This is a genomic window from Polaromonas sp. (assembly GCF_012927485.1).
In the GTDB taxonomy this organism is placed as follows: domain Bacteria; phylum Pseudomonadota; class Gammaproteobacteria; order Burkholderiales; family Burkholderiaceae_C; genus Polaromonas.
Genome location: NZ_JABBPC010000012.1, coordinates 222,999 through 247,186 on the forward strand (window position 1 = coordinate 222,999; position 24,188 = coordinate 247,186).

Below are 24,188 nucleotides of genomic sequence, written 5' to 3' on the forward strand. Positions count from 1 at the left end.
GCTCGATGCACCCGAAACAGGTTTATGAAATGGAAACTAACGCACATGATGACTGAACCCGCACCGGCTCCCACGCGGCGCAAGGACTTGATGGACTTGCTCTCAGCGCCGCGTCAATACGACGTGGCGGTCATTGGCGGCGGGGCGACCGGGCTGGGCGTGGCCCTCGATGCCGCCGCACGTGGTTTTTCTGTCGTATTGGTCGAGTCGCACGATTTTGCCAAGGGCACCTCGTCGCGCTCAACCAAACTGGTGCATGGGGGGGTACGCTATTTGGCCCAGGGCAATATCTCGCTGGTGCGCGAGGCGCTGCGAGAGCGGACAACGCTATTGGCTAATGCGCCCCATCTTGCACAGCCGCTGCCTTTTGTAATGCCTTCTTATACGTTTTGGGAAGCGCCCTTTTATGGCGTGGGACTGAAAATATATGACGCTCTGGCCGGTAAAGCGGGACTGGGCCCCACTGCGTTTTTAAGCCGAAAAGAAACCCTTGAATGCCTGCCAACGGCACAGCCTCAGGGCCTCAAAGGGGGGGTCAAATATTGGGACGGCCAGTTTGACGACGCGCGGCTCGCCTTGGCGCTGGCCCGCACGGCCGCACGGCAGGGCGCACTGCTGGTTAATTACTGCGCGGCCACCGGCCTGATTCACGAAAACGGAAAATTGGTGGGTCTTCACGCGCAAGATCAGGAAACCGGCCGTTCTTTTGAGGTGAAAGCCTGTTGCGTCGTGAACGCCGCAGGCGTGTGGGTCGACCAACTGCGCCTTCTGGACGGTGCGGCGATCGGCCGCGATACCCAGCCCGTGGTGGCGCCCAGCCAAGGGGTACACATCGTGGTGGATCGATCGTTTTTGCCCACTGACCACGCGATGCTGATTCCCAAAACGGCAGATGGTCGGGTGCTGTTTGCTGTACCGTGGCTGGGAAAAACCATCCTCGGCACCACCGATACGCCGCGTCATGACCTGGCCCGGGAGCCGCTGCCGTTTAAAGAAGAGGTCGATTTCATCTTGCGCGAGTCAGCCCGTTATTTGAGTCGCGCTCCCGGGCCAGCCGATATCCGAAGCATTTGGGTCGGGCTGCGACCGCTGGTCAAGCCGCCAGAAGACGACGCCGACAACACCCAAGCCCTGTCACGCGAGCACACGGTGCTTGTCAGCAAAAGCGGCCTGGTCACTGTGACCGGTGGCAAGTGGACGACTTACCGGGCTATGGCCGGGGACGTGCTGGAGCAATGTTTCGCTGCCGACCTGCTACCGGCGCGCACGGGAACAGCGACCGCCGATCTAAAGCTGGTGGGCGCTCAGGCTTCCCGCACGAAAATCAGTGATCCGCCCGGCCTACATCTGTATGGAAGCGAGGCCGGCGCCGTGCAAGCCCTTCCGGGAGCCGGCCAGCAGCTCGGTGGCGGCCTGACCGAGGCCATGGTGCGTTTTGCGGCGCGCTTTGAGTACGCGCGAACCGTAGAAGACGTATTGGCGCGCAGATCCCGTCTCCTTTTTCTGGATTCGGCGCTGGCCCGGTCAATGGCGCGAGACGTGGACACTTTGCTGAGAGAAGAAAATGGCGCGGACCCCCGCTTGGAAAGCTTTTTGGCACTTTGCGATCAATACCTCTGCCTGCCCGACTGAGCACTGCGCTATCGTGAACGGTTTCAGCGCCACTGAGGGCGGTCGGGAAAAGTCAAAAACGGCCGGATAGTAGCGACGTATTCGATGGCCATGGCCTAATCGTCCTGCTTATCCGGGCACACACAAGGTCTGACTTTCAATCAAATTAATGCCGAGTTGCCGAGACGCTTTGCCGACGCGCCGATCATCCTGCGATGGCCCTGATTGCCAGCCTTCATGATCCCTGGATTGATCCTGGCTGATGCGATCGGCACAGGCCGCGGCGAACGCTGCAAGGCTCCGGCCTGAGGACGCTGGAACACGCCCACCGCCTCCATTAAACGAGTCGCCTGCTGACTCAAACTTTCAGCCGCAGCGGCACTCTGTTCAACCAACGCCGCATTTTCTTGCGTTGCCCGGTCAAGCTGACTCACTGCATCACCCACTTGGCTGATGCCCAGGCTTTGTTCGCGGCTCGCCAAACCGATTTCGCCAATCAAGTCTTCGACACGCTTCACCTGGGTCACGATGTCGTGCATGGTGGCGCCCGCGTCCGCCACCAGCTTGGAACCGACTTCGACGCTCTGCACACTCGCCACGATCAGGGCCTTGATTTCCTTGGCCGCTTGCGCCGACCGGCCCGCCAGGTTCCGCACCTCTGAAGCCACTACGGCAAAACCACGCCCCTGCTCGCCGGCCCGCGCGGCTTCCACGGCGGCGTTCAAGGCAAGAATGTTGGTTTGGAAAGCGATGCTATCAATCGCGCTGATGATGTCAGTGATTTTCTTGCCGCTGGCAGCAATGTCGTCCATGGTGGCAACCACTCGACTCACGACCTCGCCCCCTTTGACGGCCACATTACTCGCCGCGCTCGCTAACTGAGCGGCGAGGCCCGCGTTGTCTGCGTTGTGACTGACCGTGGAAGTGATCTCTTCCATCGCCGCCGCCGTCTCTTGCAAACTGGCGGCGGTTTGTTCTGTACGTCCGCTCAGATCGTTGTTGCCCTGGGCAATCTCCTTGCTTGCAATCTGCATGCCAGAGACCTGCCCGCCAACATCGTCCACCAGCGAATGAAGGTTCAATCCAGACTGGTTGACCGCACGCAGAATCATGCCTATCTCGTCCACCCGGTTGAGTACCATATTTTCCGCCGGGCTACCAGCGGCCACTCTAAGCGCCTGCCGGAGAACCCATTCCAGAGGCCGTGAAATCTGGGCTTCCAGCCATAGCGAAGCGGTCAGCGTGGCGCCGGCCATCACTGCCAGAAACGCGATCAAGGCAACGCCGCTCAGCCCCCCCAAATAGGCACTTGCTACGGCTGCGGTACCCAGCACCAGCAAGGCCGTGCGAATACGCCAGCAAACCGGCATGGTCTGCATCAAGGACGTCCAACCCAGCAGCCCGGTGCGAACAATCAGTCCTTTGTGAAACGCACGACTGCCCGCCTTACCCTCTCGAAACTCACGAAACAGGTTTTCTGCACCGGCGACTTCGTCACGCGTGGGCATGGTACGTACAGACATGTACCCCACGAGTTGCCCGTCACGCACCATGGGTGTGGCGTTGGCCCGCACCCAGTAATGGTCGCCATCTTTGCGCCGATTCTTGACCAGCGCGGTCCAGGACTGACCGGCCTTGAGCGTTTTCCACATGTCGGCAAACGCTTCAGGCGGGGTGTCCGGGTGGCGCACCTGGTTGTGCGGCTGATCCATAATTTCGTCACGATCAAAGCCGCTAACCTGTATGAAAGCGGCGTTGGCGTAAGTGATGTGACTCTGCATGTCCGTGGTGGACATCAGCGTGGTGTCCGCCGGAAATTGGTATTCACGGTGGGAAATGGGCAGGTTTTTACGCACGGAAAGCTACTTTCTGGCTGAGAAGGGGAAGGCGTGGCGAAATGCCTTCAACCAAGCCAGAGGGGCCTGACCAATACCTGCCCGAAAAGGTAAATTTAACCTTTATTTTACAAGGCTATTGTGTTTCTAAATCGTGGCATTACTGTGACGTTAGGCTTGGCGCTAGGGCCTAACGAGTCCGCCAGCGCGACACCAGTTCGGGCACCCAGGCGCGCAATAGACGCCAACTGCGCCAGAGGACCACGCCGCGCCTAAGCCAGCGCCAGGTACTCGTAGGCTTGAACAACACCAGAGCCACCACAGCAAGTACCGCGGGCAGTGGGTGCTTTTTTAATCGCTGTACGCCATCGCGGAGCAGCGAGTAGATACGGCTACCGGTTTCTGAAACATTTTCCAACGGTATTAACTGCTGCGCCAGGGTCGTGCGCTGGCTGGCAATTCGCTTCAGTAGCCGACCGCGCTGCAGCTGCAGTTCAACCAGGTTTTTGTTCATGGCCAGCGGCCTCTTTGAGTTGACGCAGGTCTTCCTGCAGCTCAGCGAGACTAAGCACAAACAGGCGGCCGGAGGCTGCGTTGCCGCTGCGCAATGCAGCATAGAAATACCCCGCCAAGCCGACGAATAATGCGGAAAAACCTCCGAGCACCAAGAGGCGATGCTCCCACCATAGCAATACCGCCAAGCCTACCGCCAGCAAGGCGCCAAGCCCGAGGCAGCCAACCAGCGCCAACGCCAGCCAAAGCTGCCGCAGAGCGTGGTATTTTTCGACCTGAATTTCATTCACCAGCAGCGCCAGCCGCGTTTGAACCGTGGAAAACAGCGTGGCGGCGATGTTCTTCAACGCTGTCACAGGTCCGCTACCGCCCGATAAATCGATCATGGACGCGTATAGGCTCCGGGGCTCACCGGGAATTCAACCCGGAGAAAGCGCTCAGCGGCGACCAATGACCAGGCCTATCAGTAAACCCAGACCAGCGGAAATCCCGATGGCGGTCCATGGCGACTCGTGCACATAAGCGTCAGTGGCCCGAGCAGCGTCCTTGGTCTTGGCGACGAGTACCACTTCGGCCTCGGTCAGACGCACTTTCGCCGCGTGCAGGCGGGTCTGGATTCGAGTGCGTAAATGGGCGACTTTCTCGCCGACCTGATCTGCTGTGGCCGACAGCATGTCTTCGGCATCAGAGATCACGGCCTTGATATCAAGGACCAATTTTTCTTGCGACTCGACGCTGCCTTGGCTGGATAGGGACATGAATAACCTCTATAAAGAAATGGAGTCCCAAAGATTAGCAGATTCGCAGTGGGCGTCACGTTCTAGAAACCAACGCATGCGTTCCTTGCAGACTTTTGGGGAATAATCGCGGGGCAAACTTCGCCTACCCCTACCATGCCCCTCACTCCTCAGCGCGTTACCGCCACGCACCCGACCTTGCCCTGCCGCCGATGGGCTTTTCGGTGACCGACGCACGGCTAAGTGGCCGAGACCTGGTCGCCGTTCTGGTGGTGGTTCTTCTTTGGGGCGTCAACTTTGTCGTGATGAAATTCGCCTTGCGCGACTTCACCCCGTTTCAGCTCGGTGCAGCTCGCTATGTGTTTGCCGTGCTGCCGCTGGCGCTATTCATCCGCCCGCCCAAAATTCCCTGGAAATGGCTGTTGCTGTACGGGTGCTTTCAGGGCGTGGGGCAGTTCGGCATTTTGTTCATCGCCCTCAAAGTGGGCATGACGGCGGCGTTGGCGTCGGTGCTGCTGCAAACGCAAATTTTCTTTACCGCGCTGTTCGGCTTTGTGCTGCTGCGTGAGCGCGTCGGCCGGCCACTTCAGGTCGGTTTGGTGCTCGCCGCGCTGGGCTTGTCGTGCTTTGCGCTGAACTATATAAACCCCAACGCGACCGGTGACGGTGCGGGCAGCACCACCACGCTGCTGGGCTTCGTCCTCACGCTATGTGCAGCGGGCATGTGGGCGTTGTCCAACATTGTGGCCCGGCGCGTGCAGCAGGTGGCCGGGAACTATTCACCGCCAGCCTTTGTCGTGTGGAGCAGCGTGGTCGCGGTGCTGCCGTTTGCGGCGCTTTCCTTCCTGTTTGACCCCGAGACGGTGCGCTGGCAGTGGACGCAAGCGCGCTGGTCGAGCTGGCTGGCCGTAGCCTACCTGGGCTGGGCAGCCACCATCGTGGGTTATAGCCTGTGGACGGGATTACTGAAACGCCATCCCGCGAACCGCGTCGCACCATTCAGCCTGGGCGTGCCGATTGTGGGCCTCAGTGCGGGCATGCTGGTGCTGGGCGAGGTCATCACACCTTGGCAATGGGCTGGAATTGCCTTGGTTGTTTCCGCGCTGGGCAGCGTGATGCTGGGTGGGATGATGAAGCGACGCTAACCGCACGCGGCGCATCGGGAGCCCGCGCCGCCTGGATTTCCGGCTTTATCGGCCAGCCTTCGTTGACTCGTCTCAATCCCTATGCGGTCGCAGTGCGCCGGGAATGCCGTGCCGATGCAGGCCACCACCCTCCAGCCAATGCCGGGTACTTTCCCTGGCCCGTTCAATCAGCTCCGGCGCGCGCGAAAAGTCGTAAGCCGACGCGGACAGCGGGCACAACGGGGGCACTGTCACGATTTCAAACCGATCTGCCAACAACTCCAGGTCTTGCACCAATTGGTGAGCGATCAACATATTTAGCGCATGAAGCGCGCTGGCGATGGCGCTGACAGGCGGCACGGTCAACGCGCAGGCATAGCCGGTCGGCAGCACGATCAGTCGGGTCGCACCCAAAATAACCGCCGTCGCGACCGGCGTATTGCTGGCGATCGCACCGTCGATCAGATACTGGTCACCAACCCGCACGGGAGGAAAGATCGCAGGAATCGCACAACTGGCCAGAATCGCATCCACGGCCGGCCCCTTCGAGAGGCAGACCGAGAGGCCGTGAAGTTGATCGGTAGCGACCACATGGACGGGAAGCGCCGCCTGTTCCAGCAGGCTGTACGGCAAATATTGGGCGATCAAGTCGCGCAGCCCGCCAGAATCGACCAGCGATGAAGAGCGCGAAAATAGCCCTGCGATTCGGCGGAAGGTCATAGGAAAGACCATGCTGCGTCTGAGCTCGGACCACAACCGCTCCAGCTGCTGAATTCCAGTCAGCGTCGGATTGCCTGCGAAATACGCGCAGTTGATCGCGCCTACCGATGCACCCACCACGAAATCGGGCATCACGCCGTACGCCACGAGCGCATGCAGCATGCCGACCTGAATGGCGCCGAAACTGCCGCCACCAGCAAAAACGAAGGCGGTCTTGCTATTCGCCTTGGGCCCCATAGGCATCTCCGAGCCGCCTCGGCTATTCCATCGAGCGGCAACTAATTTATCTTACTGCAGCCAGCCTCAGGCACGCACAGGAAATCCCTTTAACGCCCCAATCGCCAATCGACGTACGGAGCCGCCGCATCAAACTTTATGCCTCAGCGAGCAGCCTGCAGGATAGCGCGGGTCCTGATGGCTTCGGTGCGTGCGGCCTCGGCAAAGTTGTCCCCCGATGCGGCATACAAAATGGCGCGGGACGAGTTGACGATGATGGGGGCGCCCGGCTTCCTGCCCGCACGCACGGTGGCCGCGGCGTCGCCGCCTTGCGCGCCGATACCGGGAATCAGCAGCGGCAGCGTGGGTGCGACCGCACGCACGCGCTCGATTTCTGCGGGATACGTGGCACCCACCACCAGCCCCAGCTGACCGTTAAGGTTCCACGGCCCTTGCGCCAGACGGGCCACGTGCTCGTACAGCAACGGCTGCCCTTCAATCGAGGCAAGACGTTGATTCTGCAGATCATCACCGCCGGGATTGGAAGTGCGGCACAGCAAAAAAGCCCCTTTGTCGTGGTACTTGAGATAAGGCACGACCGAGTCGAACCCCATGAACGGCGACAGCGTGACCGCATCAGCGCCGTAGCGCTCGAAGGCCTCCTTGGCGTACTGCTCGGCAGTGTTGCCGATGTCGCCCCGCTTGGCATCCAGAATGATGGGCACCTGGGGAGCGGCGCGGCGCATGTGTTCCATCAGGCGCTCAAGCTGGCTTTCGGCGCGGTGCGCGGCGAAGTAGGCAATTTGCGGCTTGAAGGCGATCACCAGATCGGCGGTGGCATCGACGATGGCTGCGCAAAAATCGTAAATCTTGCTGGGATTGTCTTTGAGCAGGCCAGGAAATTTGGTGGGCTCCGGGTCCAGTCCCACGCATAGCATGGAGCGGTTCTGGCGTTCTGCAGCGCCCAGCATATCGAGAAAGGTCATACCTTGATTGTAAGAAGCCCCAAGGTCATGGCACGCTGGGTAGCGAGCCAGGCGCCAAACTCATCGCCAGCTGCAGGTCATCCCACGCCTTGGCTTTGTCGGCGGGAGCACGCAGGAGGTAAGCAGCGTCATACGTGACGACGGTTTTAAAGCCGTGCAGACTATGCACCTGGCCCCTGAGTTTTCCGAAGGGCTCAGTGGACTGCAGCAAAGCCTGTGCTGCAAGACGCCCCATCACCAGCACGACATCGGGCTGCGCGCGCGCGACCAAGGCCGACAGTGCGTTCGAAAAGTCCGGCGCGCCAGAGGCTGCGTTTCTAACCAGCGGCGCCAGTAGCACCACGCCACCCTTGTTCAAGCGCGCGGCGCGCAGCATGTTGCCGAGCAACTTGCCCGCGTCGCCCTGAAAGGGGTCCGCCTGCAGCGCTGCTGCCGGTGTTTCCGCCAGCACCAGCCACCGCGCACCCTCCGCCAGAACGGCTTCTGCGTACAGGGCTTGCGCCTCACCCAGGCTCCAAGGGGCTGGCCCGCCTTTTCGCGCAACAGGCCGTAGCGCCAGGGTGGGCGCTGGGGCTGAGGTTACAAGGGGAATTCGCGCGGACCGTTCGCTTCCTGCCGGACTGGCCGAGTCGACGGGAGTCGCGGCTACTGGGCTGTTTTGAACAACCTGGCTTGGCTCCGCCAACACCTCTGCATTTTTTGCTACTGGCTCGGCGGGCTGCCAAACCCGCACGCCGATTTCCCGCAGCATGGCCCTCTGGCGTTTGTCGAGGTGAAGGCTCATGGATGGATATTCCTCGAATAACTCACAGCGCAAGACTCATGACGATGGCATCCTCGCCTTTGGACGCGGTGGCCGGGTAGTAGTTGCGGCGCGTGCCCACATGACGGAAGCCATACCGTTCGTAAACCACTTTCGCGCGGGCGTTACTCACCCGCACTTCCAGCCACACCCACTGTGCCCCCTGGCCACGCGACCAGATCGCCAGCGCGTCCAGCATCACATGGGCCCACCCTTGCCGCTGGTAGGGCGGCGCCACGGTGATATTGAGCAAGTGCACTTCGTCCACACCCTTCATGGCCACAAAATATCCCAAGAGTTGCGCTTGCGGGGGCGCACCAGCGGTGAGAAGCTGCGCTTGATAACCCGCTGTGAGCGAGTCGATGAAATTGCCGCGCGTCCAGGGATGATCGTATGCGCTGTGTTCCACCCGCACCACCTCCTCCAGCCACGCGGGCGTCATCGCTTCGAACTGGGCTTCGATGGGTTGGAGAGCAGCGTTCATGAAAGACGGACAAGTTAACCTGAGGTGGGCAGATCTGCGGCGACAGCGGTGAGGACTGCAAGCGCCGCTGCGGCCTTGACCTGGGCGCGCTCTTCGGTGGTGAGGGCGACTTTGTCGCGAACATACAGCGGCAGCGCCAACGCCGCTGCCACGCAGTGCCCCGCATTGGCCAATGCAGGAGCCAGCCGCAGCAAGGCGGTGGCTGTGGGCAGCGCTGACACCTGATCAAACGAAGCCAGGCCGGCGGGGAACCGGTCTGAGTACACGCCAAACACATTGCCCGCGAGCAGTTCGGTGGTCGGATCAGGCATCAACTTTTCAGGCCGGACGAGCTCGCAGTCCTTAATGGGTTGGCACATCCCGCTATTAAATTCATAGCTTTTAACATACATTTCGCTCATGCGTGCATCCAGCAGTGCGGTCACCCTGGAAGGCCCGTCCGCCGACGACGCGCCAGCGGTGCCGCGCCAATGAAATCGCGCCTCTTCGGCCACCGCCATGAGCGTGTCGATGGGCAACACCGGAATGCCCGCGCCGTGGTTGGCACCAAAGGCAAGACCTTGCGCCACGGCACAGGCCGTGCGCAGGCCAGTGAACGAACCCGGCCCACGGCCAAAGACAATCGCATCGAGTTCGCCCAGGGCCAAGCCGGCGTCTGCCAGCAAAGCCAAAATTGCCGGAATCAGTGTGGTCGAGGCGTGAGCACCCCCTGGGCCGCTGTGCTCCCACACGCGCAGGCCGTCGGTCACCGCAATCGACATACGGTCGGTACTGGTGTCAAACGCGAGGAATTTCAGAAGTTTAGGCATTAAGTAAGGCTATAACCCAGGCAAAGAAGGCGCAAGCAGCTATCAAAAACATAGTCCCGAGTTCACCGGCCGCAAACGCGCATCCAACGATTATCCGGCCTGCACGTGTTAAACCTGCAACCGATAATCGGCGCATGCTTTTTAACTCACCTCGTGCCCAATTCAAGGCGCGCCTGCTGGCCGGACTGATTGGGTTATGCACCTTCAATGCAGTCGCCCAAGGCCCCAGCCAAGTCTTGCCTCCTGAAGTGGACGCCTTGCTCGCACGCGCCAAAGTACCGCGCGAGGCGCTGGCCGCAGTGGTGGTGGACGCCGCGCCTGCATTTAATGGCCAATCAGCCCCTTTGCTGAGCTACCACGCCCGCGTCGCCATGAACCCGGCTTCTGTTATGAAGCTGGTAACTACTTATGCTGGATTGGAACTTCTGGGGCCCTCCTTCACATGGAATACGCCGGTGTATGTCGATGGAACCGTTGCTGATGGCGTGCTTCAAGGCGACCTCATCATTCAAGGCAAAGGCGACCCCAAGCTGGTGCTTGAGCGGCTTTGGCTGCTGCTGCGCCGAGTGCAGGGAATGGGCATCAAAACCATCACGGGCGACATCTTGCTGGACCGCAGCGCCTTTGCCATCCCCACGCAAAACCCGGCCGACTTTGACGGCGAACCAATGCGGCCTTACAACGCCACCCCCGATGCGCTGCTGATCAACTTTAAATCGGTCGTCATGACCTTTACACCCAACCTGGCGAGCGGCATCGCCAGCGTGAGCTTTGACCCGCCCTTGGCGAGCGTTCAAATGCAGTCCAGCGTGCCGTTATCGGCGGGCCAAAATGGCACCGCTTCGCTGACCGACTGTGGCGACTATCGGGCGCAACTCAAAGCCGACTTCGCGAATCCTTTGCGCATTGCCTTTAACGGCAGCTATCCTGCGGGCTGCGGTGAAAAAGTGTGGTCGGTCGCCTATGCCGATCCCCCCCGCTACGCCGAACGCGCAATCGCCGGTCTATGGCAAGAGATGGGCGGCCATCTGGGCGGACGCGTGCGGGAAGGTCGCGCCCCACTCAATCAGAAACCGGCCTTTGAAATCACCTCGCCCCCATTGGCCGAGGTGATTCGCGACATCAACAAATACAGCAACAACGTGATGGCGCAGCAGCTATTTTTAACCCTCAGCCTCGCCCCCAATTTGCCGTTGATTCAAGGCCCGGGCGTGGCCAGCAACGAGGCCTCGCGCGAGGTCGTGCGGAGCTGGTGGCAAGGGCGCTTTGGCAACGAAGACCAACCGTTTCTGGACAACGGCTCGGGCCTGTCACGGCAGGAGCGCATCACCGCGCAAGGGCTGGCCCGCTTGCTGCAAACGGCCTATGTCTCAGGCGACATGCCCGAGTTGATGGCCTCGCTGCCAATCATGGGGGTGGACGGTACGCTCAAGCGCAGCAAGTCGCGCACTTCACCCCTCGCACAGGGCTGGGCGCATCTGAAATCCGGCACCCTGCGCGACTCGACGGCATTGGCCGGCTATGTCGACGCCGCCAACGGCAGACGCTTGGTGGTGGTGGCCATCATCAACCACCCGAACGCACCCGCGGCACGGCCGGCACTTGAAGCGCTGGTGGACTGGGCGCTGAAAGAAGGCAACCGATGAGCCTGGTACACATCGGCTTCACCGACCTCATCGGCTCCCTGGCCGCAAGCCTGACGACTCTAAGCTTTGTGCCGCAAGCCTGGCTCAGTTTCAAAACCCGGGACGTCAGCGGCGTCTCCCTGGTGATGTACAGCGTGTTCACCGCCGGGGTTGCCTTGTGGCTGGCTTACGGTCTGCTGCTTGGGTCTTGGCCCATGGTGGTTGCCAATCTGATCACGCTGGTTCTGGCGCTGGCGATTCTTGGCATGAAATTGCTGTACGGGCGGCCGCGCCGACCGCAAAATAAAGCTTACCGAGCCGACTGGGTGGACTCCGAATGACTGCTACCTACAGATTTTTATTTTTGATAGCAGATAGCCGTCGCCCATCCCGAGCCGGTTTGTGAAACACCGAAGCGCCTTTAGCGGGTGTCAGGTAGCTTGTTCAAGAAGAAAAAACGCAACATTTCTTCGGTCGCGTCGGGGCCGGTGGTATCGGTGTAGGAGCCTCGCGCACTGCCCCCTGACCAGGCATGACCGGCGCCATGCACCGCCCAGTGCTCTGCCACCACTTCGCCGCCCGCTTTCCGATAGACGCGTCTGGTGTATTCGCGGCCGTTGTCGCTGCGTGCGCGCAGCAGCTCAGGCGCCGAAGCACCGGCACTTGCCGCCGCCACCTGTTCGCCATTCGCCGGATGCACGGTGGTGTCTTCGTCACCATGAAAAACAATCGTAGGCGGTGTCTGACCCGAGGATGCGGCACCGGAGGCGCCGCTTTTCATCGCACCAAGCGCCTCTTGAACATTGGTCGCTGCGCCCGTGGCCAAGCCCGAGTGGACCCCCACCGCTGCGAATATGTCGGGGTAGGCGTCGCCCAGAATCGCTGCCATGGCGCCACCGGCCGACAGGCCCGCTACATAGACACGTCGGGAGTCGATGTTGTAGCGACTGATCACCTCGCGCGTCATGCCCGCCAATATCGCAGGCTCCCCCCGGCCGCGCTTTTGGTGGGTGTGCTTGAACCAGTTCCAGCAGCGGGAGGGGTTGGCGCTTTGCGCTTGCGCCGGGTAGAGTACGAAAAAACCTTGCCTGAGCGCGGCCTCATTCATGCCGGTGCCCGCTGCAAAGTCGTCAGGGTTCTGCGTGCAGCCGTGCAGCATTACAACCAAAGGCAGCGCCTGGCCGGAGTCGCCGGGCGGAACATACAACTTGTAGTCACGCATGCCGCCCGCTTCGGTGTGACTGCCGTTGATGAACTGGCCCGACAGCCCCGCATTGGTTGGCTTCACCGGTTCTGCCGCCGCCGTTGTTTCGCGCTTTACGTCGCGCGCCACAACGTCCGCGTCGCTGGACGCTGAGGCTGAGGCTGAGGGTACGGCGCTGCCTCTGAGTGCGGCCATGATCGCTGCAGTAGCTGCGCGCAGATTGCCGCTCTGCGTCAGACGCGTGGCGTCAGAGATGAAGCGGTGAAAAGAGGGATTCATGGGGGGTTCCTTGAGGGGGTGGTCAACGAATGCGACGGGCGAGCGCCGCTTTCACGGCCGGGCTCGCATGCAGCGCGCCCAGCACCACCACCGAATCAATGGCGGCCAGCGCCAGTTCCGGGGTGACATCGGGCGCAAGGGTGGCCAGACCCAGTACGCGAATCTGCAGCACCTCGCCCGACGCCTGCACAGCACGCAGATCATCGGCGGAGAAATACTGGATGCCTAGCACCAGCGTTTTCCGGGCCACTACCTGCTTCACCACGTCGGCGTGGCTGGCCAGATGGTTACGGATGGCGGTTCGGATCAAATCAGTTCTATTGGCGTAGAACCCCTCCTGAACCAGGAGGTCGATCTGGCCCAGGTCGATATAGCCCAAATTGATAGTGATTTTTTCGTCAGCCGGCTTGGCGACGACGGCAGAATTGGCAGTTCTTGGCGGCATTCAAGCCATCGTAGCACCATCCAAGTGGATGTTTTTTAGTTTATTTAAAGGCTTTCGAATTACTCACGAAACGTTTGGAAATTCGTCAGTAGTGCGGTGGCAAATCGTCGCCTGATCGACTAAATCCGCCACTGCTGGAATCCGGCAGCTGGTCTCGAAGCCGCGCCATTTCACGCGTTAACGCATCGATTTGAGCCTGCTGGCGAATGATGATCTGGTTAAGTTGATCCAATAGGTCTTCGCCGAAAGTGGCTTTGATTTCCAGATCGGTGAGGCGATTTTCAATGGCGTGGGGGTGTTCCATGCCCCTATTGGACACGAATTGCGGACCGCCTTGACGGCCGTTCACCACCCCTGCGGCAGTGCCGGCTTTTGCGTCGCCCTCTGGGGCTTATCCTATAATTTTCTTTTTCTCAAGAAATCTTGAAATGCCCAAGTCTTCCTTTCCAAACACAAAGTCCTGCATCGCCGGCGCCGTGCTGGCACTGGGGGCCTCGATGGCTTCCGCTCAGGAATTTCAGACGGTGGAAATCGCCCACGCGGGCCCGACCTCTGGCGGCATAGCGCATATTGGCAAGGACACCGAGAACGGCGTGCGTTTGGCCATTGACGAGTTGAACACCCAGAATCTCGTCATCGGCGGCAAAAAAATCAAGTTTGAGCTGAAGGCTGAGGACGACGGGGGTGATCCACGCCAGGCCACCGCGGTAGCCCAGAAGCTGTGCGACGCAAAAGTCGCGGGCGTGGTGGGCCATTTGCAATCGGGCACGACGATCCCGGCTTCGAGTATCTACAGCAAGTGCGGCATTCCGCAGATCACCGCGTCAGCGACCAATCCTGACCTGACCAAGCCTGGGTACAAAACCACTTTTCGATTGATTGCCAACGACAACGCACTGGGGGCAGCGCTGGCGATTTTTGCCAGCGACGCGCTCAAGCTCAAGAAAGTAGCCATCATCGATGACCGCACCGCCTATGGCCAGGGCTTGGCCGACGTATTCAAGGCGACAGCGCGGCAAAAAGGGATGGAGGTGGTGGATGAAGAGTTCACCACCGACAAGGCGACCGATTTCATGACGATCCTCACAAACATCAAAAGCAAGAAGCCCGACGCCATCTTTTTCGGCGGCCTGGACGCGCAGGCCGGCCCGATGTTGCGCCAGATGGAACAGCTTGGCCTGGCGAATGTCCGGTTTTTTGGCGGCGACGCGCTGTGTACCGAGAAGCTGCCGGAGTTGTCAAGCAGGGCGGCATCACTGAAAAACGTGGTCTGTGCGACGGGTGGCGCATCGCTGCAGAAAATGCAGGGCGGCGCCGAATGGAAGAAGCGGTACGACGCCAAGTTTCCCGGACAGTTTCAGATCTACAGCCCTTACGCTTACGACGCGACTTTTGTGCTGGTGGACGCCATGAAGCGCGCCAATTCGGTGGACCCCAAGGTCTACTTGCCCTTCATCGGCAAGACGCAATACAAAGGGGTCACGGCCAATATCGCCTTCACTAGCCGCGGAGAGTTGACCAAGCCCGCCGTCACTCTCTATACCTACAAGGACAATCTGCGCGCCGCGATGAACTGACGGCTGGCAGGCTCAAGCTGGCCGACGCAGAGTCCACCCGCAACTTAAAACCGAGAACACTAGCGGGCGGGCCGGACCGACTCCAGCGCCAAGGCATATTTCCGGCAGTGTTCCAGGTAGCCGGATTCATGGTCAGCGACGAGTTGCACCACGCTTTTCCAGAGCCAGGTCGGGGCGGCGAGGGTCTTGCCGCGATCCCGGTTCAATTCAACGCGCCAGCGTTTTCGGGCGCCATCGTCCATCTGCCGGGCGTGGGCGCGGCCAACTACATAGGCGAGGTAGTGCGCCACGATGGTGGTGTCTTGCAGCGTTAACTGATTGATTTCCAGTTTCATATCCTGGGGCAACAACTCCCGCAGGAACACGTCGTGATCCATAAATCTCTGGGCCACCATGCGTTCCCCAAGCGCTGGCGATAAATGCCGCGCCCCCTGCACCACACGGTGGGCGTTGTCGCGCGGAATACTGACATCTCGGTAGCGCGGCGCGGCGGCCTTGACGGCCTGCTTGATGTCGATCAGGCAGTATTCGCCGTTTTTCTTGTCGCCCACACCCAACAGTACCGCGTAGCGCAAAAGGCCCAACGAACTGCACCCTTTGACCCAATAAGCGGCATCGAGCACTTCAACCGGAGCGTCGTCGCTGCGTGATTCAAGCGTTCTCACCAGCTTGAGCACTTCAGGATTTTCAAACAATTTCATCATTCCGCTTTTTTCCCGACGCGACAAAGGCCAAAAATCCCGGCCCAACGGTATCGTTGGCCGCATATCGGCGATGCGCTCTTTCGCCAGCTGCTTCCACGACCGCTCGACCGCTTTGCGCACCACCCACCGGACCGCCTTCGGTTGCTCGACTTGTTCCTTGTCGCCGCCGCTGACAAAGGCCTGGTAGTAGCCCTGCATCACGTGCTCCAGCATCCGAGCGGTCACTACGCCCGACACCCTCGAACCCCGGGCGGCCATCGCCAGCGATAGGGAGAGCCGAACCAGATCGTGTACCGGGTTGCCGATAAGCGCTTGGTCAAGATCACGTATTTGGAGTTTTACATTGCCCTCCGCGTCGCCCAGCGGCCCAAGATTGCCCACATGACAATCGCCGCATATCCACACCGCTGGCCCTTCAGGCAGCGAGTGCCCCCGCTGGCCGTTCAACCACTCGTAAAAAAGCACCGTATTGCCGCGCACATAGGCGTCCGGCGAGCGGGCCATTTTCTTGTCGCGGCGTGCCAGCAAATGCTCGCTTCTTGCGTCGTGTGTTGGAAGAATCATCGACTGAGCTTAGAACAGTCTCGACATGCGGGCGGTGGGGTGCCGCCGCTTATCCACAACGATTGAGCGGGCAAGCGATCAAGCCCCTGATCCGTCCGTCGCGCAAGACGCTAACAGGGCGTCGTGGTGTCAGCTTGCCGCCGCTCGCTCCAACCGGTCGCGCACACCGTCCCACTCTGCGGTAGCGGGGACGCTCTCAATCCAGATCAGTTTGACGTTCTGGAGATCGAAGTTGCGCAAAACGGCAAAGAGTTGCTGGGCGGCGGCGGCTGCGTCGTCTGGCATGCGCCGATAGACCACCTGCTCTGACTTGATACGCACGATGGCGCGGGCATACACCGCGATGTGTGCCGCGTCTGTGCCCAGTAAATCAAGTGCAGCTTGTAGTGCGCCGGCCTCCATCAGGCGCACTTTGGCGTTAGGGGCGTAGTGCGCGCTTAGTGTGCCGGAAGCGCGCGGCGCGTTGCCAAACCCTGACTCGGCTTGTGCCAACTCCTCTTTCCCGAACACCGGCTCGCCACACGCGGCCTCAAGCTGCGTACGCGAAAGGACACCAGGGCGCAGCAACACGGGTCGCCTGCGGGTGCAATCGACAATGCTGGACTCAATGCCGACCTCGCAGGGCCCACCGTCAAGTACCAGCAGCTGATCGCCAAACTCTTCGCTGACGTGCCGGGCAGTGGTCGGGCTGACGCGGCCAAAACGGTTTGCACTGGGGCCAGCGACGCCGGTATTGCATGCTTTGAGAAAAGCCAGGGCCACCGGATGATCGGGGCAACGCAGGCCGACAGAATTTTGTCCCCCGGCTGCAGCCGCAGCCACGCCCTCTTTGCGCGGCAAAATAACCGTGAGGGGTCCTGGCCAGAACGCCTGCATCAGGCGCGCGGCAAACGGCGGCACGCTGCTGGCGTAAACATTTACCTGCTGTACGTCGGCGACATGAACGATCAGGGGGTGGTCTGCGGGGCGGCCTTTGGCTGCAAAGATACCGGCTACGGCCTGATCGTTGGAGGCGTCGGCACCTAGCCCGTAAACCGTTTCTGTCGGAAAGCCGACCAGCCCGCCGGCTTTGATGCAGCGAGCCGCTTGAAGAATGGATTGTGGGTCGGCACCCGACAAAATCATTGAAGGCTCTCGAGGCCTGGCAAGCCCAGAATATCGGCGGCCCGGCGCGCGGTGGCTTTTACGCCCGCCACATCAGGGCCCGTGATGTTCAGGTGACCCATTTTTCTACCCGATCGCGCTTCGGTTTTACCGTACAGGTGGAGATGGGTGCCGGGCAATGCCAGAACGGCCTGCCAATCTGGCGTGCGCGATTGACCTTGCGCGTCCAACCAAACATCCCCCAGCAAATTGAGCATGATGGCGGGCGAATGCTGGCGTGGCTGTGGCAACGGCAAGCCGGCCAAGGCATGCACCTGCAAGTCGAACTGCGAGAAATCGCAGGCGTCCAGGGTGTAGTGACCGCTGTTGTGCGGACGCGGGGCCATCTCGTTGACGACGAGCGTAGCGCTCTCTTTCCCGCGGTGGCTACCGTCATCAAGCACGAAGAATTCGACGCACAACACACCGACGTAGCCGATGTGTTGTGCTATCGATTTAGTCGCTTGTTGTGCTTGCGCAGAAAGTGCCGAAGGCATATTCCCTTCATACGCCTCGGTGACCGCCAGAACGCCGTCCACATGCACATTGCGCTGGGGCGGAAAGCTCACGACCTCGCCGTTCCAGCCGCGCGCCACAATGACGGAGCATTCGGCCTTGAGCGGCAATAGCTTTTCGAGCACGCAGGGTACCTGCTGGAGATCCGCCCAGGCTTTTGCCAGCTCCGTGGTATTTTTAACCCTCACCTGACCTTTGCCGTCGTAGCCCATGCGCGCTGTTTTCAGAATACCGGGCAACAAATCGGCAGGCACGGCTTGGAGGTGGTCTGGCGTTTCGATGACGGCGTAAGGTGCGCACTGGACGCCCGACACGCTGGCGCAAGCGGTGAAATGGGACTTCTCTTGAATCCGGTCTTGCGCAATAGCCACGCTTGCAGCGCCGGGCGCTACGGGGCGCCGAGCCGCCAGCGTTTGGAGTGCATCGGAAGGCACATTTTCGAATTCAGTGGTGATGGCGGCGCACAGCGACGCGAGCTGCAGCAAACCCTGCTCGTCGCTGTAGCCTGTCTGCACATGATGATGACTTATCAAGCCCGCCGGGCTTTCTGGGTCGGGATCAAGCACCGCCGTGACGTAGCCAAGGCGCTGCGCGGCATGCACGAACATGCGGGCGAGCTGGCCACCACCCATCACGCCCAGGGTCGCAGGCCGGCCGGTAGCTGAAACCGGGCCCGGAAAAATAGGCAGCGTGGACAAAGTGCTCATGCAGACGGCAGCGTCATGGCGCGGGCGGCGGCGGTTTGATCCGCGCGGAAAGCCTGCAACTTGGACGCGAGTGCCTTGTCGTGCAAAGCCAAGATAGCCACCGCGAACAGCGCCGCATTGGCCGCTCCGGCGTGACCAATGGCGAAGGTGGCTACCGGAACGCCCTTAGGCATTTGTACGATGCTGTGAAGAGAATCCACGCCCTGCAAATGCTTGCTCGCCACTGGCACGCCCAACACGGGCACTGCGGTTTTAGCGGCCAGCATGCCGGGCAGGTGCGCTGCCCCGCCGGCCCCCGCAATGATGGCCTGAAGGCCGCGCCCAGCGGCCTCTTCGGCATAGGCAAACAAGTCGTCGGGCATGCGGTGGGCCGAGATCACTTTCGCCTCGTGCGCCACGCCAAACTGCTGCAGAATCTGCACCGCATGCTGCATGGTGTCCCAGTCGCTGCTAGAGCCCATCACCACGCCCACCACGATAGGGAGCGGCGACCTGGCTGGATTGTTAGTTGTCGTCATAAGGGACCTTGTAGGTCTTTAATTTTTACGGCGGTGCGCCCGGAACCCCTGATTTTAAGGGCTTGGGCGGCCCCCTGCGTGCTATCGTCTTGCCAAGTCTTGCCTCCGATTGAAAATCTCCTTCCACTCCCCAACTCAGAAGAACCATGATCGACGTCACCGTTGCCAATTTTGAAGAGGAAGTCGTTGCGGCTTCCATGACTACTCCTGTGCTGATTGACTTTTGGGCGCCTTGGTGCGGCCCTTGCAAGTCGCTCGGACCGATTCTTGAAAAGGTCGAAGTGGACTATGCGGGGCGCTTCAAGTTGGTGAAAGTCGATTCTGACCAGGAGCAGCAACTCGGTGCCGCCTTCGGCATTCGCAGTATTCCGACCTGCATTTTGATGATGAATGGCCAGCCGGTAGACGGCTTTACCGGCGCGCTGCCAGAAGGCAAGGTGAAGGAGTTTTTGGACAAGCATGTCGCACCCGCCGCTGAAGAAATCCCAGAACTCGAAGAGCCAGCCGACCTCGCTGAAATTACCCCTGAAGCCGCGCTGGAAAAGCTTCACCAAGGGGTAGTGACCGATCCGACCAACGACGCCGCACGCTTTGATTACGTGAAGCAGCTTTTGACCCTTGGGCGCGAGGACGAAGCCAAGGTGGCGTTCGCGCCAGTGATTGCACAAACGTCTGTCGTGCGGCGTTTTGATTCTCTTCAGCGCTGGATGAACGCTATTGATTTTGTAGCTACTAATGCGCTTACGGAGACCGCAGGAGTCCAATTTGACTCAAAAATAGCGAGCAACAAGCGGGACTTCGAAGCGCGGTTTGACAAAGCCCGCTGGCTAATCGCCCAGCAACGCTGGACCGAAGCGTTGGACGAATTGCTCGAAATACTGATGCGCGACAAAGCGTGGTCTGGTGAAGCCGCACGCAAAACCTACATCGCCATCCTCGACATCATGGAAGCCCCTAAACCCAAGGTGGCGGACGGTCAAATTCCACCGGACGATCCGACAGTGGCGACCTACCGCCGCCGCCTGAGTAGTGTGGTGCTCAGCTAAACCGTTTACTAGCTGCGTGCAAAAGATCCCGTTTCTAAATTCCCCTTGAGCGCTAGTGCCTGACTGGCTTGGCAGCCCCTATCAAGCGGTCAGCCGCGTTAACGCTTCCTGGTACTTCGCTGCGGTCTTTGCGATCACATCGGGCGGTAAGTGCGGCGAAGGTGGCGTTTTGTCCCACGGCTTGCCGTTGATGCGCACACTCTCCAGCCAATCGCGCACAAACTGCTTGTCGTAACTGGGTGGGTTAAGTCCTGCAGCGAACGCCTGCTGATACCCCTCAATCGGCCAATAGCGCGACGAGTCGGGCGTCAACACCTCGTCCATCAAGGTGAGCGTGCCGTGCTCATCCAGGCCAAATTCGAACTTGGTGTCGGCAATGATGATGCCCTTGGTCAGTGCAAAGGCGGCTGCGGTTTCGTAAATCTCGATGCTGAGCTTTTTGATCTGCGCGGCAAGCTCAGAGCCCACCACTTTCACGACTTGCTCGTAGCTGATGTTTTCGTCGTGTTCGCCCGCCTCGGCCTTGGCCGCTGGGGTAAAGATCGGCTCGGGCAGCTTGCTGGCGTTTTTGAGCCCTGCTGGCAGTGCCACACCGCATACTGACTGGGTTTCCTGGTATTCCTTCCAGCCGCTGCCTGCCAGGTAGCCACGTACGACGGCTTCCACCGGAATCGGTTTAAGACGCTTGACCAGCATGGAGCGGCCGGTGACTTGTGGAATTTCAGCGGCAGTGACCGCACTCTCGGGTGCCTCGCGGGTAAGATGGTTAGGGCAAATATGGCCGAGCTTGCCGAACCAAAACAGCGCCATTTGCGTCAGCAACGCGCCTTTGCCGGGGATCGGCTCGCCGAGGATGACGTCAAACGCACTCACACGGTCGCTGGCCACCATCAGCAGCCGGTCTTTACCCACGGCGTAGTTATCCCGCACTTTGCCGCGCGCAAGCAATGGCAGGGAAGTCAGGGCAGAAGTGTGGAGAGCTTGGATCATGGTGGTCGGGCGGGTGTGAATGTAAAAAGCCCGCGCGACTTGAGTCAAGTCTGCGAGCTCTGAATTATCGCGAATACGGTGAGGTGGGCGGCAGTGACGTTTTAATTCACCACCTGAGCCAGCTCACCTTTGGCATATTGGGCTGCCACGATTGACAGGCTCTTGCCCTTGATCTTGCCGGCCTGGCCTTCACAGCCGAACTCGATATAGCGTTGCTTGCAGATGGCCTTGGCCGCTAGCGTGGCGGGTTTAAGCCACTCGCGCGGGTCGAATTTGCTGGGGTTCTCCGCCATGAATTTGCGCACGGCGGCAGTCATGGCCAGACGGATATCGGTATCGATGTTGATCTTGCGCACACCGAACTGGATCGCCTTTTGAATCTCTTCCACCGGCACGCCGTAGGTTTCTTTCATGTCGCCACCGTACTGGCGGATGATCGCCAGCAAGTCCTGCGGGACACTCGAAGAACCGTGCATCACCAGATGGGTGCTCGGAATGCGGCGGTGGATTTCCTTGACGCGCTCAATCGCCAAAATGTCGCCGGTGGGCTTGCGCGTGAACTTGTACGCGCCGTGGCTGGTGCCGATCGCAATGGCGAGTGCGTCGAGCTGGGTGCGCTTGACGAAATCAGCCGCTTGTTCCGGGTCGGTGAGTAACTGGGCGTGCGTCATCACCGCGTCGCTGCCGTGGCCGTCTTCTTTTTCTCCCTGCATCGTTTCCAGGCTGCCCAGGCAACCCAGTTCGCCCTCAACGGAAACACCCGTTGCGTGGGCCATTTCAACCACTTTGCGGGTCACCTCGACGTTATAGTCGTAATCGGCAATGGTCTTGCCGTCGGCCAGCAGTGATCCGTCCATCATGACCGAGCTGAAGCCCAGTTTGATGGCACCGGCACACACCTCGGGGCTCTGCCCATGGTCCTGGTGCATGACCACGGGAATGTGCGGGTAGCTCTCGACTGCCGCCTGAATGAGGTGCTTGAGAAAGCTTTCTCCGGCGTATTTGCGCGCACCGGCGCTAGCCTGCATGATCACCGGGGCATTCAGCTCGTCGGCCGCCTGCATGATGGCAGTGACCTGCTCCAGGTTGTTGACGTTGAAAGCCGGAATGCCGTAGCCATTGACTGCCGCATGGTCCAGCAGCTCGCGCATCGAAACGAGTGCCATGATCGAACTCCTCAAGAAAGTTAAAACGTGTTGAACAACGATAGGTTAATAACGCAAGCCCGCGCCGCGTGAACGCGACCTGAAACAGGCTGTAACCGTTATGTAATCGCAATTTTGATTCTACCGTTTGCAGGAACGGCGAAAGTCGCTCCGACGTCTCCGGGTTGTGCACGTCAGGGACAATTGCCTGCCAGTGCAAAGTTTCTCGGCGGGCGGTCTTGAGGCATACTTCCACCATCGTTGTTATCTCGCAGACTAGGCTTCGCGAGAAGTCACTTCATGACCATCCCAAAACTCCCGGAAGCCCTTGTCCGGTCTCGCATTTTTCTTTGGTCGCTGAGCAGCTTGTTCTTGTTGATGGTGTGGGACTATTCAGGGCTGGACTTGGCGATGGCGCACTGGTTTGGCTCTGCCACCGGATTTTCCTTGAACAGCCACTGGCTGTGGCGCGACGCTTTGCATGACGACATCCATTACCTGCCCTGGATTCTGGAACTCGCGCTGCTGCTGGCCATCTGGAAGCCTTTCGGCACCCTCAAACTATTGCCCACTGCAAGGCGAACGCAATTTGCATTGACCACACTGGTTGCGTTACTGGTGGTCTCGTATATCAAGATCCACAGTCGCACCAGTTGCCCCTGGGACTTGAAGCAATTTGGCGGCGTGGCGACTTATGTATCGCATTGGGCTTGGGGAATTGAGGATGGGGGCAGCGGCCGCTGTTTTCCCGCCGGCCACGCGTCGGCAGGCTTTGCGTTTGTCGGCGGGTATTTTGCCTTCCGACATCATTTGCCGCAAACGGCTCGCCGCTGGCTTGTCGGTGCCATGCTGGTTGGCTTTGTATTCGGTTTTTCGCAGCAGGTCCGCGGGGCGCATTACATGAGCCACACACTCTGGACGGCGTGGTTTTGCTGGACTGCCGCTGCCACGGTTGATTTTGGGGTCAGCCAATGGATTTTACAAAAGCGGCTACGCGCTCACGCACGGGTGCCTGACCTCTCAGTACTGACGCCATTGAAGCCATCAGAGTGACGTGGCTGACACCGTCAAACAATTCTGACTCCACCCGCACACCGCTGCTCTTGAGCCGCTGGGCCATGGCCACCGTACTGCGTTGCGGGTTCACCACGCGATCAGCCGTTGGCGCCAGCAACAACGCCGGAGGGGAAGATGACGAGGCATGCGCGAGCGGTTGGCTATCGGCGGGCGTGCCGGGCCAATTGAAGGCGACCTGAGTTTGGGCGTCCCCGATGGGCAGAAAATCGTAGGGTCCAGCCAGTCCAATCCAGCCCGCCAGTTGCGAGGGCGTCATGCCTTGTGCCTCCAGCCAACGTCCGTCCAGCGCCACCATGGCCGCGTTGTAAGCACCGGCACTGTGGCCCATTACAAAGACGCGCGCCGGGTCAGCCCCGTAATCGGCGGCGTGGGCCAGCGCCCAGTGCACGGCTTGCGCACTGTCTTGCACAAAAGCGGGGTAGCGGAATTCGGGGCTCAGGCGGTAGTCCGCAACAAGAGTCACGATGCCTTCAGATGCCAGCGCCTCCCCGACAAAGCGGTAGTCACCTCGATCTCCCGACGACCAGCTGCCCCCGTAGAAAAATACCACCAGTGGTGCTTGGCGAACAGGGCTCTCAGGTTGGTAGACGTCCAGGCGCTGTCTCGGATGGGCGCCGTACGACACGCCTTCCGTGCGCCGGTAGGTGTCGGTGGAAACGGTGGCATTGAGTAAATCGGCGCCCGAGCAGGCCGTGAGCAGCGCGGGCAACATGGCGAAAAGGGAACGTCTTGGCAAGCGGGCATAAATTTGGTCCATAGGCTTTCTCTTACGCACGCCTGCCGCGAATGGATTCAGCCGACACCGCCGCTT

At 60.3% G+C, this 24,188-nt stretch carries 26 protein-coding genes; 7 read left to right on the forward strand and 19 right to left on the reverse strand.

All coding sequences use genetic code 11. The features are described from left to right. The first annotated feature begins 45 nt into the window (after positions 1–45). Positions 46–1,632, forward strand: a complete 1,587-nt coding sequence (locus HHJ16_RS05160) for a glycerol-3-phosphate dehydrogenase/oxidase (RefSeq protein WP_293641563.1) — start codon at positions 46–48, stop codon at positions 1,630–1,632. 140 nt (positions 1,633–1,772) lie between these two features. Here the strand turns inward: HHJ16_RS05160 and HHJ16_RS05165 are convergent, their stop codons facing one another. From HHJ16_RS05165 to HHJ16_RS05180, 4 genes are all read right to left on the reverse strand, one after another. Beyond that, complete coding sequence (locus tag HHJ16_RS05165) at positions 1,773–3,467, reverse strand: PAS domain-containing methyl-accepting chemotaxis protein (protein ID WP_293641329.1); 1,695 nt, start codon at positions 3,465–3,467, stop codon at positions 1,773–1,775. A 169-nt stretch (positions 3,468–3,636) separates the two neighbouring features. Beyond that, positions 3,637–3,960: a YqjK family protein gene (locus HHJ16_RS05170; protein ID WP_293641332.1), complete on the reverse strand. Its 324-nt coding sequence runs from the start codon at positions 3,958–3,960 to the stop codon at positions 3,637–3,639. Continuing rightward, entirely contained in the window at positions 3,941–4,345 is a 405-nt protein-coding gene (locus HHJ16_RS05175) for a phage holin family protein (protein ID WP_293641335.1), read from the reverse strand. Before HHJ16_RS05175 ends, HHJ16_RS05170 begins: the two co-directional genes overlap by 20 nt. A gap of 51 nt (positions 4,346–4,396) precedes the next feature. Further along, positions 4,397–4,717 carry a DUF883 family protein gene (locus HHJ16_RS05180; protein WP_293641336.1) on the reverse strand — a complete coding sequence of 107 codons (321 nt, stop codon included), beginning with the start codon at positions 4,715–4,717 and terminating at the stop codon, positions 4,397–4,399. A 191-nt stretch (positions 4,718–4,908) separates the two neighbouring features. On the opposite strand from HHJ16_RS05180, the gene HHJ16_RS05185 reads away from it, so the two are divergent. After that, a complete protein-coding gene (locus HHJ16_RS05185) occupies positions 4,909–5,841 on the forward strand; it encodes an EamA family transporter (protein ID WP_293641565.1) in 933 nt (310 codons plus the stop codon). Between the two features lie 72 nt (positions 5,842–5,913). On the opposite strand, the gene HHJ16_RS05190 is transcribed toward HHJ16_RS05185, so the two are convergent. The 5 genes from HHJ16_RS05190 to tsaB form a co-directional block, all read right to left on the reverse strand. Further along, positions 5,914–6,777: a patatin-like phospholipase family protein gene (locus tag HHJ16_RS05190; protein ID WP_293641337.1), complete on the reverse strand. Its 864-nt coding sequence runs from the start codon at positions 6,775–6,777 to the stop codon at positions 5,914–5,916. Between the two features lie 143 nt (positions 6,778–6,920). Further along, positions 6,921–7,742 (reverse strand): orotidine-5'-phosphate decarboxylase, encoded by an 822-nt coding sequence (gene pyrF / locus HHJ16_RS05195; RefSeq protein WP_293641338.1) that lies wholly within the window; start codon positions 7,740–7,742, stop codon positions 6,921–6,923. 25 nt (positions 7,743–7,767) lie between these two features. Next, a complete protein-coding gene (locus HHJ16_RS05200) occupies positions 7,768–8,526 on the reverse strand; it encodes a uracil-DNA glycosylase family protein (protein ID WP_293641339.1) in 759 nt (252 codons plus the stop codon). Between the two features lie 22 nt (positions 8,527–8,548). After that, on the reverse strand, positions 8,549–9,028 hold the full coding sequence (rimI, locus tag HHJ16_RS05205; protein ID WP_293641340.1) for a ribosomal protein S18-alanine N-acetyltransferase: 480 nt from the start codon (positions 9,026–9,028) through the stop codon (positions 8,549–8,551). A gap of 14 nt (positions 9,029–9,042) precedes the next feature. Then, the gene (tsaB, locus tag HHJ16_RS05210) at positions 9,043–9,837 is read right to left on the reverse strand and encodes a tRNA (adenosine(37)-N6)-threonylcarbamoyltransferase complex dimerization subunit type 1 TsaB (RefSeq protein WP_293641342.1); all 795 of its coding nucleotides are present in this window, start codon (positions 9,835–9,837) and stop codon (positions 9,043–9,045) included. A gap of 134 nt (positions 9,838–9,971) precedes the next feature. Between tsaB and dacB the strand changes: the two genes are divergently transcribed. Both dacB and HHJ16_RS05220 read left to right on the forward strand, forming a co-directional pair. Next, entirely contained in the window at positions 9,972–11,483 is a 1,512-nt protein-coding gene (gene dacB, locus HHJ16_RS05215) for a D-alanyl-D-alanine carboxypeptidase/D-alanyl-D-alanine-endopeptidase (RefSeq protein ID WP_293641343.1), read from the forward strand. 11 nt (positions 11,484–11,494) lie between these two features. After that, on the forward strand, positions 11,495–11,803 hold the full coding sequence (locus tag HHJ16_RS05220) for a SemiSWEET transporter (RefSeq protein ID WP_293641566.1): 309 nt from the start codon (positions 11,495–11,497) through the stop codon (positions 11,801–11,803). Between the two features lie 80 nt (positions 11,804–11,883). On the opposite strand, the gene HHJ16_RS05225 is transcribed toward HHJ16_RS05220, so the two are convergent. The 3 genes from HHJ16_RS05225 to HHJ16_RS05235 form a co-directional block, all read right to left on the reverse strand. After that, positions 11,884–12,945 carry a PHB depolymerase family esterase gene (locus HHJ16_RS05225; protein WP_293641345.1) on the reverse strand — a complete coding sequence of 354 codons (1,062 nt, stop codon included), beginning with the start codon at positions 12,943–12,945 and terminating at the stop codon, positions 11,884–11,886. A gap of 22 nt (positions 12,946–12,967) precedes the next feature. Then, positions 12,968–13,390, reverse strand: a complete 423-nt coding sequence (locus tag HHJ16_RS05230; protein ID WP_293641347.1) for a CopG family transcriptional regulator — start codon at positions 13,388–13,390, stop codon at positions 12,968–12,970. Between the two features lie 85 nt (positions 13,391–13,475). Further along, positions 13,476–13,694, reverse strand: a complete 219-nt coding sequence (locus HHJ16_RS05235; RefSeq protein WP_293641349.1) for a SlyX family protein — start codon at positions 13,692–13,694, stop codon at positions 13,476–13,478. Between the two features lie 193 nt (positions 13,695–13,887). Between HHJ16_RS05235 and HHJ16_RS05240 the strand changes: the two genes are divergently transcribed. Beyond that, complete coding sequence (locus tag HHJ16_RS05240) at positions 13,888–14,967, forward strand: branched-chain amino acid ABC transporter substrate-binding protein (RefSeq protein ID WP_293641567.1); 1,080 nt, start codon at positions 13,888–13,890, stop codon at positions 14,965–14,967. A 59-nt stretch (positions 14,968–15,026) separates the two neighbouring features. Here the strand turns inward: HHJ16_RS05240 and HHJ16_RS05245 are convergent, their stop codons facing one another. From HHJ16_RS05245 to purE, 4 genes are all read right to left on the reverse strand, one after another. After that, positions 15,027–16,235 carry a DUF2252 family protein gene (locus HHJ16_RS05245; RefSeq protein WP_293641351.1) on the reverse strand — a complete coding sequence of 403 codons (1,209 nt, stop codon included), beginning with the start codon at positions 16,233–16,235 and terminating at the stop codon, positions 15,027–15,029. Between the two features lie 129 nt (positions 16,236–16,364). Continuing rightward, positions 16,365–17,360, reverse strand: coding sequence for an L-threonylcarbamoyladenylate synthase (locus tag HHJ16_RS05250; RefSeq protein WP_293641353.1), 996 nt, complete (start codon positions 17,358–17,360; stop codon positions 16,365–16,367). Beyond that, positions 17,357–18,601: a 5-(carboxyamino)imidazole ribonucleotide synthase gene (locus tag HHJ16_RS05255; protein ID WP_293641354.1), complete on the reverse strand. Its 1,245-nt coding sequence runs from the start codon at positions 18,599–18,601 to the stop codon at positions 17,357–17,359. The genes HHJ16_RS05250 and HHJ16_RS05255 overlap by 4 nt, the downstream gene beginning before the upstream one ends. After that, complete coding sequence (gene purE, locus HHJ16_RS05260) at positions 18,598–19,119, reverse strand: 5-(carboxyamino)imidazole ribonucleotide mutase (protein WP_293641355.1); 522 nt, start codon at positions 19,117–19,119, stop codon at positions 18,598–18,600. The genes HHJ16_RS05255 and purE overlap by 4 nt, the downstream gene beginning before the upstream one ends. A 146-nt stretch (positions 19,120–19,265) precedes the next feature. On the opposite strand from purE, the gene trxA reads away from it, so the two are divergent. Beyond that, positions 19,266–20,165, forward strand: a complete 900-nt coding sequence (trxA, locus tag HHJ16_RS05265) for a thioredoxin (protein ID WP_293641357.1) — start codon at positions 19,266–19,268, stop codon at positions 20,163–20,165. Between the two features lie 81 nt (positions 20,166–20,246). Here trxA and HHJ16_RS05270 read toward each other — a convergent pair whose 3' ends face one another. Together HHJ16_RS05270 and fba are read right to left on the reverse strand one after the other, a co-directional pair. Next, complete coding sequence (locus HHJ16_RS05270) at positions 20,247–21,155, reverse strand: phosphoribosylaminoimidazolesuccinocarboxamide synthase (RefSeq protein WP_293641359.1); 909 nt, start codon at positions 21,153–21,155, stop codon at positions 20,247–20,249. Between the two features lie 101 nt (positions 21,156–21,256). After that, the gene (gene fba / locus HHJ16_RS05275) at positions 21,257–22,321 is read right to left on the reverse strand and encodes a class II fructose-bisphosphate aldolase (RefSeq protein ID WP_293641361.1); all 1,065 of its coding nucleotides are present in this window, start codon (positions 22,319–22,321) and stop codon (positions 21,257–21,259) included. Positions 22,322–22,600: 279 nt separating this feature from the next. Between fba and HHJ16_RS05280 the strand changes: the two genes are divergently transcribed. Beyond that, on the forward strand, positions 22,601–23,353 hold the full coding sequence (locus HHJ16_RS05280; RefSeq protein ID WP_293641363.1) for a phosphatase PAP2 family protein: 753 nt from the start codon (positions 22,601–22,603) through the stop codon (positions 23,351–23,353). Here the strand turns inward: HHJ16_RS05280 and HHJ16_RS05285 are convergent. Beyond that, positions 23,265–24,134 (reverse strand): alpha/beta hydrolase, encoded by an 870-nt coding sequence (locus HHJ16_RS05285; RefSeq protein ID WP_293641365.1) that lies wholly within the window; start codon positions 24,132–24,134, stop codon positions 23,265–23,267. The two genes, HHJ16_RS05280 and HHJ16_RS05285, sit on opposite strands and share 89 nt — an antisense overlap. Positions 24,135–24,188: the final 54 nt, after the last annotated feature.

Coding starts and splice junctions, on each gene's coding strand:
- HHJ16_RS05160 (WP_293641563.1), top strand. CDS start 46: ATGATGACTGAACCCGCACCGGCTCCCACGCGGCGCAAGGACTTGATG.
- HHJ16_RS05170 (WP_293641332.1), bottom strand. CDS start 3,960: ATGAACAAAAACCTGGTTGAACTGCAGCTGCAGCGCGGTCGGCTACTG.
- HHJ16_RS05175 (WP_293641335.1), bottom strand. CDS start 4,345: ATGATCGATTTATCGGGCGGTAGCGGACCTGTGACAGCGTTGAAGAAC.
- HHJ16_RS05180 (WP_293641336.1), bottom strand. CDS start 4,717: ATGTCCCTATCCAGCCAAGGCAGCGTCGAGTCGCAAGAAAAATTGGTC.
- HHJ16_RS05185 (WP_293641565.1), top strand. CDS start 4,909: ATGGGCTTTTCGGTGACCGACGCACGGCTAAGTGGCCGAGACCTGGTC.
- HHJ16_RS05190 (WP_293641337.1), bottom strand. CDS start 6,777: ATGGGGCCCAAGGCGAATAGCAAGACCGCCTTCGTTTTTGCTGGTGGC.
- pyrF (WP_293641338.1), bottom strand. CDS start 7,742: ATGACCTTTCTCGATATGCTGGGCGCTGCAGAACGCCAGAACCGCTCC.
- HHJ16_RS05200 (WP_293641339.1), bottom strand. CDS start 8,526: ATGAGCCTTCACCTCGACAAACGCCAGAGGGCCATGCTGCGGGAAATC.
- rimI (WP_293641340.1), bottom strand. CDS start 9,028: ATGAACGCTGCTCTCCAACCCATCGAAGCCCAGTTCGAAGCGATGACG.
- tsaB (WP_293641342.1), bottom strand. CDS start 9,837: ATGCCTAAACTTCTGAAATTCCTCGCGTTTGACACCAGTACCGACCGT.
- dacB (WP_293641343.1), top strand. CDS start 9,972: ATGCTTTTTAACTCACCTCGTGCCCAATTCAAGGCGCGCCTGCTGGCC.
- HHJ16_RS05225 (WP_293641345.1), bottom strand. CDS start 12,945: ATGAATCCCTCTTTTCACCGCTTCATCTCTGACGCCACGCGTCTGACG.
- HHJ16_RS05230 (WP_293641347.1), bottom strand. CDS start 13,390: ATGCCGCCAAGAACTGCCAATTCTGCCGTCGTCGCCAAGCCGGCTGAC.
- HHJ16_RS05235 (WP_293641349.1), bottom strand. CDS start 13,694: ATGGAACACCCCCACGCCATTGAAAATCGCCTCACCGATCTGGAAATC.
- HHJ16_RS05240 (WP_293641567.1), top strand. CDS start 13,888: ATGGCTTCCGCTCAGGAATTTCAGACGGTGGAAATCGCCCACGCGGGC.
- HHJ16_RS05245 (WP_293641351.1), bottom strand. CDS start 16,235: ATGATTCTTCCAACACACGACGCAAGAAGCGAGCATTTGCTGGCACGC.
- HHJ16_RS05250 (WP_293641353.1), bottom strand. CDS start 17,360: ATGATTTTGTCGGGTGCCGACCCACAATCCATTCTTCAAGCGGCTCGC.
- HHJ16_RS05255 (WP_293641354.1), bottom strand. CDS start 18,601: ATGAGCACTTTGTCCACGCTGCCTATTTTTCCGGGCCCGGTTTCAGCT.
- purE (WP_293641355.1), bottom strand. CDS start 19,119: ATGACGACAACTAACAATCCAGCCAGGTCGCCGCTCCCTATCGTGGTG.
- trxA (WP_293641357.1), top strand. CDS start 19,266: ATGATCGACGTCACCGTTGCCAATTTTGAAGAGGAAGTCGTTGCGGCT.
- HHJ16_RS05270 (WP_293641359.1), bottom strand. CDS start 21,155: ATGATCCAAGCTCTCCACACTTCTGCCCTGACTTCCCTGCCATTGCTT.
- fba (WP_293641361.1), bottom strand. CDS start 22,321: ATGGCACTCGTTTCGATGCGCGAGCTGCTGGACCATGCGGCAGTCAAT.
- HHJ16_RS05280 (WP_293641363.1), top strand. CDS start 22,601: ATGACCATCCCAAAACTCCCGGAAGCCCTTGTCCGGTCTCGCATTTTT.
- HHJ16_RS05285 (WP_293641365.1), bottom strand. CDS start 24,134: ATGGACCAAATTTATGCCCGCTTGCCAAGACGTTCCCTTTTCGCCATG.